This is a genomic window from Arthrobacter sp. ok909, assembly GCF_900104405.1.
GTDB classification, from domain to species: domain Bacteria; phylum Actinomycetota; class Actinomycetes; order Actinomycetales; family Micrococcaceae; genus Arthrobacter; species Arthrobacter humicola.
In genome coordinates this window covers 1-10,113 of record NZ_FNJS01000060.1, presented here as the reverse complement: position 1 = coordinate 10,113, position 10,113 = coordinate 1, and the positions used below count along the sequence as shown (strand labels likewise).

Annotated in this window: 9 protein-coding genes and 1 pseudogene; 8 read left to right on the top strand and 2 right to left on the bottom strand. The window is 60.3% G+C overall.

Translation table 11 applies throughout. From position 1 onward, the window contains the following. Positions 1 to 363 (bottom strand): orotidine 5'-phosphate decarboxylase / HUMPS family protein (locus tag BLR03_RS23410; RefSeq protein WP_175460683.1); only part of this gene is annotated, 363 nt, incomplete at its 3' end. 76 nt (positions 364 to 439) lie between these two features. Next, positions 440 to 1,039 carry a 6-phospho-3-hexuloisomerase gene (gene hxlB / locus BLR03_RS23405; protein WP_091256909.1) on the bottom strand — a complete coding sequence of 200 codons (600 nt, stop codon included), beginning with the start codon at positions 1,037 to 1,039 and terminating at the stop codon, positions 440 to 442. Between the two features lie 495 nt (positions 1,040 to 1,534). Here hxlB and BLR03_RS23400 point away from each other — a divergent pair, with 495 nt between their 5' ends. The 8 genes and pseudogenes from BLR03_RS23400 to BLR03_RS23365 all read left to right on the top strand — a co-directional run. Then, entirely contained in the window at positions 1,535 to 2,254 is a 720-nt protein-coding gene (locus BLR03_RS23400) for a FadR/GntR family transcriptional regulator (protein WP_254788677.1), read from the top strand. A gap of 180 nt (positions 2,255 to 2,434) precedes the next feature. Then, a complete protein-coding gene (locus BLR03_RS23395) occupies positions 2,435 to 3,157 on the top strand; it encodes a cache domain-containing protein (RefSeq protein WP_091256906.1) in 723 nt (240 codons plus the stop codon). A 567-nt stretch (positions 3,158 to 3,724) separates the two neighbouring features. Next, positions 3,725 to 5,314: an APC family permease gene (locus tag BLR03_RS23390; protein ID WP_091256904.1), complete on the top strand. Its 1,590-nt coding sequence runs from the start codon at positions 3,725 to 3,727 to the stop codon at positions 5,312 to 5,314. A 1,026-nt stretch (positions 5,315 to 6,340) separates the two neighbouring features. Beyond that, the gene (locus tag BLR03_RS23385; RefSeq protein ID WP_091256902.1) at positions 6,341 to 6,721 is read left to right on the top strand and encodes a cupin domain-containing protein; all 381 of its coding nucleotides are present in this window, start codon (positions 6,341 to 6,343) and stop codon (positions 6,719 to 6,721) included. 9 nt (positions 6,722 to 6,730) lie between these two features. Continuing rightward, positions 6,731 to 7,213 (top strand): dimethylamine monooxygenase subunit DmmA family protein, encoded by a 483-nt coding sequence (locus BLR03_RS25405; protein ID WP_091256900.1) that lies wholly within the window; start codon positions 6,731 to 6,733, stop codon positions 7,211 to 7,213. A 440-nt stretch (positions 7,214 to 7,653) separates the two neighbouring features. Further along, positions 7,654 to 8,196, top strand: a complete 543-nt coding sequence (locus BLR03_RS25130) for a flavin reductase family protein (RefSeq protein WP_254788676.1) — start codon at positions 7,654 to 7,656, stop codon at positions 8,194 to 8,196. Next, entirely contained in the window at positions 8,193 to 9,194 is a 1,002-nt protein-coding gene (locus BLR03_RS23370) for a heme-dependent oxidative N-demethylase family protein (RefSeq protein WP_254788675.1), read from the top strand. The genes BLR03_RS25130 and BLR03_RS23370 overlap by 4 nt, the downstream gene beginning before the upstream one ends. Positions 9,195 to 9,583: 389 nt before the next feature. Continuing rightward, a pseudogene (locus BLR03_RS23365) lies at positions 9,584 to 10,113 on the top strand (tyramine oxidase); the annotation flags it as partial.

Below are 10,113 nucleotides of genomic sequence, written 5' to 3'. Positions count from 1 at the left end.
CTTGGCGCGGGTGACCTTGTCTGCGACACCGATGAGGTCCACGACGATGCCCTTGTTGTGGGCCTTGGCGGCCTTGACGGCGCCGGCGATGGTGGAGTCATCCGCGGTGCCGAGCACGGTGACCAGGTCGGCGCCGGCCTTGAAGGCGATGTCGGCTTCGAGTTCGCCGGCGTCCATGGTCTTCATGTCGGCGAAGACGATCTTGTCCGGGTGGGCCGCCTTGACGGCGGTGACGGCGGAGAGCCCTTCAGCCTTGATCAGCGGGGTGCCGAGTTCGATGATGTCGACGTATTCGGCGACCTGGCCGGCCAGTTCGAGGGCGGCCTCGGTGGTCAGGACGTCCATAGCAACTTGGAGCTTCATGGTGTTTCTGCTTTCTGTAAGGAACTGCGGTTTTCTGTAGGTAACTGCGGTGGGTGTGGAAGTTGAGGGGCCCCGGTTATTCGAGGTTGGCGTGCCGGAGCCAGAGCTCTTCGGCGGGCACATCGGTGTTGTCCCACAGGGACTGGAAGAGGGCCTCGGTGGCGAGGAAAAGGACCTGTTCGAAGAGGGACCCGGAGTACTGGCGGGAGACGCTGGAGCCGTGGTCGGTCTTCTGCGCGGCGGGAATGATCACCAGGGCGTCGGCGAGTCCGGCGAGCGGTGAAGCCGGGTTGGTGGTGAACGCGGCGATACGCGCCCCGGCCTTCGCCGCCGTTTCCGCTGACTTGACCACTCCCGAGGTCGTCCCCGATCCGGAGGCCACCAGGAGCAGGTCGCCGGAAGCGATTGCGGGAGTGGTGGTGTCACCGGCGATGTGGACATTCAGGCCCAGGTGCATCAGCCTCATGGCGGCCATCCGCAGGACCAGGCCGCTCCGGCCCGCGCCGGCGACGAACACCCGGCCCGGCTGGGTGAGATGACGGGCGAGATCGGCGACCTGCTGCCCCTCGATCTTGGCCGCCGTGTCCGCGATCTCGTCCCTGACAAGGGCCAGATTGCGGACAATGTCCTCTGTGCTGCTGTACCCGGTGAGCGTTGCATTTGCTGTCGCAGTCACGATTTATCCCCTTCGATTCGGTCACTCGGCCTGTAGCGGGCCGGACGAGGCTTTCTGGTTGATATCCATAATCCCGAAGCAGACGGGCAGGGGTAACACTGTTTTCTGACGGTTCTGACTACACTTTAGGATGGGTTGATGTTTCCGTCCCCGGTGGACTGCCCGAAGGGCCTGTCCGCTCGTGGCAGAATCTGCGGCCGTCGAAAAGCGGCCGCCACCTGGTCCATGGACAGGACATGCATGACCAGTGGTTCATTACGAGAGACTGGTTCGCAAGGGCGGGGATGGCTTCATCCATTTCGTCACCGTCCGGGGGAGGGCGGCCAGTCCGGCCGGAAAGCCAGAGTGTTGAAGGATTTATTGCATAGACTCTACTGAAGGATCAAAATTCTTCAGGACTGCCCGGACTGCCTAGATCCCCCCACCCGTAGCCCATTTTCGGAGCGCAGACTTTTGGCCACGCCGACCTCATTCCAGTCGCAGATATATCGAGCCTTGCCGGAAATCGAGAGGGCCGATGCGATTGTCGACAGAATTACAAAGGCCATCGCCCTCGGGCTGCTCAAAGTGGGTGAACGGCTGCCCCCCGAAGCGGCACTCTCGGACATGTTTGGGGTCGGCGGCGCAACCCTTCGCGAAGCTTTGGCGGAACTGCGCGAGCAGGGAGTCGTCGAGACCCGCAGAGGCCGGAGCGGGGGGACCTTCGTCGTCAATCAGCCTCGGACCCAGACCGACACCATACGGGAGTGGTTTCTCTCGACGTCTATTTCGGAAATACGCGACATCGGCGACGAACACTCCGCCATAGCCGCCGCGACCGTCCGTCTGGCATGTGAGCGAGCGGAAGCACACGACGTCGACCGTCTTCAGGAACTTGCGCGGGCATTGGTTCTGGCCGTGACCCCCGAAGTGCGTGCATCTGCTGACAGCCGCTTCCACATCGAGTTGGCAGTATCCGCGCAATCACCGAGGCTTGCCAATGCCGAAATCCGGCTTCAGGAGGAAACAGTTCAACAGCTATGGACCCCCCTCGCCGTAGCATTTGACCCCGAAACGGCAACCGCTGAACACCTGGGACTGGTCCGGGCCGTGGCCCAGGACCAACCCGAAAAGGCCCAGAAACTGGTCCTTGAACACATCAGGCGAAACATCTTCCACCTGATTGATACAAAGCTCACTCTCGGTTACGCCCAATCAATTCAGGATGGCCAGTGACCCTCGCCGTAGCATTTGACCCCGAAGCGGCGACCGCTGACACTTGGAACTGGTCCGGGCCTGGCCCAGGACCAAGCCGAGAAGGCCCGGAAACGGTTCCTTGAGCATGTCAGGCGAAACATCTTCCACCTGATCACGAAACTCACCTTGGCTTACGCCGAATCAACTCAGGATGGCCCAATGAACCCCGACAATGAAGTCGTACATGCTGCCAACGCGCTCACTTCGTGGACCAGCGGTGTCTCCACCGAGATCAAGGAACTCTCCAGAAACGTTGCCTCCCTGCTTGAACGAAACCTCGCGGGCAAGTCCAAGGTCAACAAGGCTGCACTGGTCGGATTAGACGGACTCTCACGGGAGTTCCTGACCAAGAACACCTATGCTGTCGGCGCCGGGACCTTCCTCGCCGCAGAATCCGTTGAGAAGGGCGGTCGGGCTTTGGAATGGTGGTCCCGCAAGGACTCCGGGGCCATCGGAAGGCTTGACTTCGACCTGACTCCAGGCAGCAGTCGATACTACGATTATGAGAAGCTACCGTTCTTCTCGACCGCCGCTTCCACAGGTGAACAGACCCTTTGGGGCCCGTATATAGATTATCTCGGCTTCGAGGAATACATCCTTACGTTCGCGGCACCGTTTTCCGTCCATGGAAACTTTGCGGGGGTGGCGGGATGCGACATTCGGATCAAGGACCTCGAACCACTCCTCATGCCAATCCTGCGCGTTATCCCAGCCGATGCTGCCCTCATCAACGCCAGCAACCGCGTCATTCTTGGCAACTCCGGGATGTACTTGGTTGGCGAGCGGATCAAATCCGGATCTCCAGACCAGCACCGACTGGCTCTGGATGTTCCCCACCTGGGGCTCTCATTGATCTATACCACCCAGCCTCAGACCTCCTGAAGTAGGACAGTGGACCGTTGTTAAAGTTCACGCCGTGGTGATCTGGTTGGTCAGGGTCCGGGGTCGCCGGGGAACCTGGGCGGTGTGATGGTGAGCACCTCGACGCCCGGGCGGTTCATGCCTGTCTCTTTTGCGAGCCTTGGCGTTCAAGGTCGGGCGTGTCCGCTGACTGGAGACGGCGGCTTCCGGCCCCAGCTGGCCAGGGTGGCGGCGTGCGTTCAGCGGAGGAGTTCGTGGGCCTGGACGTGGACGACCGGCGGTACCAGCCTCAACATCTACAGGGGACTGACGAGGTTGGCCGAGAACAGCTCTCCTGACAGGTGGGCAACGAAGCAGCAAAATTGACATGAATAAAAACTGTTGCAATGCAGGTTTAAGTCTGTAATCTTTAGAGTGATCTGTTTCACAGGAGACGCTGCGGGAACGGTCCGAAGTCCTGCAAAGATCGCAGACCGGATGAAAAAGTACTTCTCCCGAATACGGACACCCCCGCGAATTCGACCCCAACGGCGACCTCCTCAACGACCCCAACGGCGCAATCGTTCAGATTCGACTAAGGACTCCCCCATGTCTCAACTCAAGGACCACGACACGAGCGGTCTCAGTGACTTTGGCTACAAGCAGTCGCTCTCGACCGGTAGTATCGGCAAATTTGCCAGCTTCGCGGCTGGCGTGAGCTACATTTCTATCCTCACTAGTGTTTTTCAGCTTTTCTACTTCGGTTACGCTAACGCAGGACCGGCCTATTGGTGGACCTGGGTCCTAGTATTCGTTGGCCAGCTTATGGTCGCGCTCTGCTTCGCCGAGCTCTCGGGCCGGTATCCGGTCGCCGGCGCCGTATACAACTGGGCCAAGCAGCTTGCCTCGAAAACGACGTCATGGATGGCAGGCTGGCTGATGCTGACCGCGTCAATCGTCACAATCGGCGCTGTGGCACTGTCCCTTCAGATTACAATGCCGCAGATCTGGCAAGGCTTCCAGCTGGTAGGTGACGGAACCGGCCCCTACGACTTCGCGGTCAACGGCGTCCTGCTTGCAACGATCCTGATCACATTCAGCACACTTGTGAATGCGTTTGGCGTCAAGCTGTTGACCAAGCTCAACAGCATCGGCGTATTTGTTGAACTCTTCGCGGCTGTATTCCTGGTCCTCGCCCTGGCATTTCACGCAGTGCGCGGGCCTGAGGTCGTATTCGACACCCGGGGGCTAGGCCAAGGCCAGCCCCTCGGATACTTCGGCGTTTTCCTTATCGCATCTATGGCCTCCGGCTACGCCATGTACGGTTTCGACACCGCCAGTTCCCTCGGAGAAGAAACCAAGAACCCGAAGAAGACCGCGCCAAGGGCAATCATCAGGGCCGTAACGGCGTCCTTCGTCCTGGGTGGAGCACTGCTCCTCGCTGCTCTCCTCGCTGCGCCGGACCTCTCCGACCCTAAGCTCGGGGAAGCAGACGGAGGCCTGCAGTACATTCTCCTGTCGGTCCTCGGAGGACCCTTCGGCAAGGCGTTCCTGGTCTGCGTAGTGGTGGCAATCACGGTCTGCTGCCTCGCCATCCATGCTGCGGCCATCCGCATGATGTTCGCCATGGCGCGGGACAATAACCTGCCATTCAGCCGCCAGCTTGCGAGAGTCCACCCGGTTCGTAAGACCCCCACGGCGGCGGCCATCACCACTGGCGTTATCGCGATCGTCCCGTTGCTTATCAATATTGATCAGCCCGCCATCTTTACGATTCTTTCCAGCATTGGAATCGTCCTGATCTATCTGGCCTACCTGCTGGTCACCGCTCCAATGCTCCGTAACAGGTTCCTGAATAAGTGGCCGCTGGCTGACGATGGGACAGAGACAGGCTTCAGCCTGGGTAAGTGGGGCTTTGTCGTCAATCTCATTGCTGTGGTGTGGGGAGCCGCAATGACCGTCAACCTGATCTGGCCTCGGCCGGAGATCTACAACTCCGTGCCTCCGTTCGAATGGTATTTCCAGTGGGGTGGGGTTATCTTCGTCGGCTTCGTCGTTGTGGTCGGTCTCCTGCTGTACAGGCTGCGTATCAGGCACCGAACGGGTGTGCTGGAAGAACATGCGGCAGCCGTGCCGGTCTCTGCTGACGCTGATGCTGATGCTGATGAGGACGATCAGCTTGCACCCGCACTGATCTAATCTCTCCACGACGGGAAGGCAGACCGGTCAAGTAGCGGTCTGCCTTCCCGTCTCTGTGGCCGGGATTCTGTGGCCCTTGCTTGTTCCACCGTAGGCACTCTTTTCTTGGGCGTTTTGTGCCGGAGGATCGCGTTACCGGTTGTGTCCGTGACCTCTGAACTAGGTGGCCGATGCGTCAAAGACGGCACGGGCCAAGCCTGGCGTTCAGGCTCGCAGAGTTTGTCGAGACATTCACCTTTCCAGCATGACGGTGGATCTTTCAGCATGTCTGTTCGGCTGCCGTGTACACGAATGGCCGCGCGGTCGGCGGGGGTTTCCCTTGTCAAGCGGTCGGGTGGGTTTTTCTTGATTGCGGAAGCGCCGGTTTCCAAGCAGGCGGCAGCGACCGGCGGAGGGGACGGCCGACTGGGGCGCGGGGTTCTCAGGCCGCCTGCGGGCTGGGCGCCTCGTAGGGGGTCATGTCCCGCAGCGGCCAGGACGGCACCGCATGCGCGTCCTGCAGCAGGGCCGCATCCCGCTCACAGCACGTCCGGCGTCGTCCGGGAAGACAGCATCCGGGCCTGGAATGAAGCCCGAGAACGCTCAGATCCGCAGGAATGGGATTCTGGGACTATCGGTGTACCCGGCACAACACGCCCGACGATTCCATGACTGGCCAAACAGGTCTCATGAAGGTGACAAATGGCGCCGGCGACGATGACTCCGGCGCCTCAGGCCCCACATGTCAACTGTTGTGGGAAATATTAACTTGAACCTCGAAAGTGAATATTCCTAAAAAAGACTGGACTAGATGAATTCCGTAGCGTAGTTTTGCATATGGAAGAACGTATGTGACTGGCATCACACCGGCAGGGCTCGGAGCGGAGCGTGGCTCGGCCTCCGGAAATTAGAGGATGCCGGTTTGCAGAAGATTCCTCCCCGAAACCCAAACCGGGGTTCTGACTTGATCGTCAGCGCAGTCTTCTATGCACCAAAAGATGAAAAGTTCTGACAAATCTTTCATAAACACTATTCACGGGAGAGACCATGGAAACCACCCTCGTAGGAACACTGAGCAAGGCCGGATCCATCCACAAGGTAGAAAACGGCTTCATCGGACTGCCGTCGATGGACGAGCCTGGGACGGTCGCTGCGATCGGTGACTCCCTCCACAACCCCGAGGGGTCGGTCATGTGCGCCGGGTTCTTCGAGCTGAAGGCTTCAGATCCGCTGGTGTACACGTACACCTACGACGAAATGAAGGTCGTCATCAAGGGTGAATTCATCCTCACGGACCAGACGACGGGAGACGTGACGCACGCCAAGGAACGCGATGTGCTGTTCTTCCCCAAGGGCACCACCGTCAAGTTCGAGACCCCCGAGTACGGTCTGGGGTTCTTCGCCGGCGACCGCACCTTCGCACCGTAAGGACCGACCATGCGTTCCGCGTCCACGCCGTCAGCAGCCGGCACCGGCCTGGAACCTGGTTTCCGCGGTGTCATCTGTGTATTCTTCGGATCCACAGATGACACCGCAGTTCCAGACGCCGATAGCCAGCCCCGCTACGATCTCCATTTCGAAGCAGCAACCGCCGACACCCTCTCGGAACTCATGTCCGTGTTCAGCAGTTCCCGTGTAGGCGTCCGCCTTGTGCTCGCAGGCCCCCCGACGGACATCCGAGCAGCCGCCGCAGCCGCCGCGGACTGCGGACTTCTGGGCGAGGAGGTAACACTCCTGCCTCACGAAACCGGACCCCGGTTAGTTTATTGCCCGCATTGCCTTGCCACCACCATCGATGGGGCAGCCGGCACCGAGGTGAAGTGCCAAGGATGCGCGACCACCTTGAGCATCACTGACCACTTTTCCCGACGAAGAGGCGCATATCTAGGCTACTCAGCCCATGCCGAGGAGGCAGCATGACCGCCATAGCGCTCCAGCCCCATGTCCACCCGGCGGTGGAGGGAGGCCTCCATCTGGAGGTGACAAAAGTCAGCCGTCAGACGGAATCGATTGTCAGCATTGCGTTGGCTGCTCCGGAAGGTGGACGGTTGCCCTCCTATGTCCCGGGGAGCCACCTGGTGGTCCAATACGGGAGCGGCGTCAATGCATACTCGCTGACAGGTTCAGGCAACGCGCCATCCGAATACAACATCTCTGTGCTGAGGGTCGAAGAAGGTGCCGGCGGCTCCGTGGCCATGCACCGGCTCTCCGTCGGTGACCGGGTTAACGTTTCGCGCCCCCGGAGTGCCTTTGCCCCCGCATCAACGGCGAAACATCATCTGCTTGTTGCTGCAGGAATCGGGATCACGCCGATTCTTTCGCATGCCAGGGCCGCGGTGGAACGGGGCAACACAGCATCAATGATCTACGTGCACCGGCCAGCCGCCGGCGCCCACGTGGCGGAAGCGCGGGAACTGCTGGGGCCGGGGTTGACCGCTTTGGTCGAGTGCACTGACCGGGGCAGTTTCCAAGACGTTCTGGCGGATGCACTTATAACGCAGCCGCTCGGAACCCACCTCTACGTGTGCGGTCCGGTTGTCTTCATGGATGCGGTCCTCGAAGAGGCCCGCAGCCAAGGCTGGTCATCCGCCCGCCTCCATTCAGAGGCCTTTGGCGCAGCCGAACTGGATGCGGGCGAACCTTTTACGGTGCATCTGGCACGCAGCGGCGTTCGCCTGGAAGTTCCGGCCGGCGTTTCGCTGCTGGAGACGCTCGAAACAGCAGGGAAAACCATCCCCCATATGTGCCGCAAAGGCATCTGCGGCGAATGCGTCCTCCCGGTACTTCGCGGCGCACCTCAGCACCGGGACCTTTACCTGTCCGACCAGGAAAAAGCAGCGAACACCACCATGATGTGCTGCGTTTCGCGTAGCAACGACCCAGAATTGGAGTTGGACCTTTGAGTAGCACAATCATCGATATCGATCCTCACGCCGCCCTCCTCCCGGAACGGATCAGGCGCTTTCCCTTTCCTTTTGCCTCCGACACCTACCGGTACAGCGCGAACGTCGAACCGGCCACCAAGACAGCACCGACAGAAGCCGGCGCCTGGGGAGCCCATTTGGTGGACATCGACGAACATTATCTGGACGAACTTGCCGAGCGCGCCAAGGTGCTGAGCCGCGACCCTTCCCGTGTGAATGTCCTCCCCCACATGCGACCGGCAGTATGGGACGCCCTGACCACCCTGCTGTCCTCCATGGCGGAAGATTACCCGGATACGATGTCGTTCCAGCGGGAAGGAAACAGCTGCCGCTGGCGTAATGGCCTGCAGAATCTCGAGGTGGAATTCACCGTTGGCGACGACAGTTCACTGCCGGAGGGGCCAATGCGGTTCCTCGGCAGCCAGATCCAGGACGACATCATTCTTCTTGACGTCCGTGAAGATACGCTGTGGCTGGATGCCGGCCTCGTGACGTTCGCCGCCGACTGGTCATTCGGATTCGATGTCGGCATGAACTTCCTCGAAATCCACCACCCCGTCCCGCGGGTAAAGGAAGAACGCATCATCAGCCGGGCTGAGCAGTTCCTGTTGCGCCTGCAGCCCGGGGAACAATTCCGGCGGACCAACTGGACGATGACCATCGGCCGGCGTATGGACACCTCCACCGAAACCTACCCTGAATGGGGCCCGGACCGCAGCACCATAGCCGACGACCCTGCCATGCCGGAGAAGCTCCATCTGCGGGTGGAAGTGCAGCACTTGATCCGTCTCCCGCACTCCGGTGCCCTGCTGTTCCTGGTCCGGACCCACCTCTTGCCCCTCACCGACATTGCCCGGGTACCTGCGTGGCGGGAAAAAATGGGTCATGTGCTGGCCGAGCTACCCGACGACATGGCCGAATACAAAGGCATCATCCGCTATCGCAAAGCGGCATCTGATTGGCTGCTGGCCCGCTAACCAACGGATCGGCCCCGTCTTGGGGCCCATATCGACCGGAACACGACTGTTCCGAACGAAAACGACGCATAAGAATACCTATAAAAAAAGCTAGACTAAATGATTTATTTGACGTAGCTTGGCAGTCAAGAGGAACACGTGACCGGCGTCACGCGGGTGGAGTTCAGGGTAGAGCTCCACTGGCCCTTAGCAACTTAAGGGATACCGGTTTGCCGGGTCAGGATCTTGCAGGCCAACTGCAGCCGTCCAGGCTCGGCGTCCTCCGGGCAGGTTTCAAGCACATGAGTGGTCTGCCACCTATTCGCCAAACCCCACACATCTCACGGGGCAATTCGTCTGCCAGGCCATAGGGATCCCTCGTCCTAAAAGAACCAATCAAGGAGAAAACCATGACTCTTAACATTGAAACCGAGATCGTTGTAGGGGTATCGCACCCTCTGGATCCGTTGTCCCGCGCCGAGATTTCCCGGGCGGCTTCGATCCTGAAGGGTGGCCAGGCCGCGGCGGAGTCGTTCCGCTTTATCAGTATTGAGCTGCGCGAGCCGGAGAAGGAACTGCTGCGGAGCGGCGCTCAGACGGTGCGCGAGGCTGATGCGGTCCTGGTCAACCGTGCCGAGGGACGTTCCTACGAAGCGATTGTCGACCTTGATTCGGGCATCGTCTCGAAGTGGACGCAGCTGGCCGCGAACATCCAGCCTCCGTTCATGCTGGATGAGTTCGCCGAGGGTGAAGAGAGCTGCCGGAAGAACCCCGAGGTCCAGGCCGCCCTGGCCAAGCGGGGCATCACCGACATGTCCCTGGTCTGCTTCGAGCCGTGGTCCGTGGGCTACTTCGGTGAAGACAACGAGGGCCGGCGCCTGATGCGCGCCCTGGTGTTCGTCCGCGAGGAGGCCGATGACAGCCCGTACGCGCACCCGAT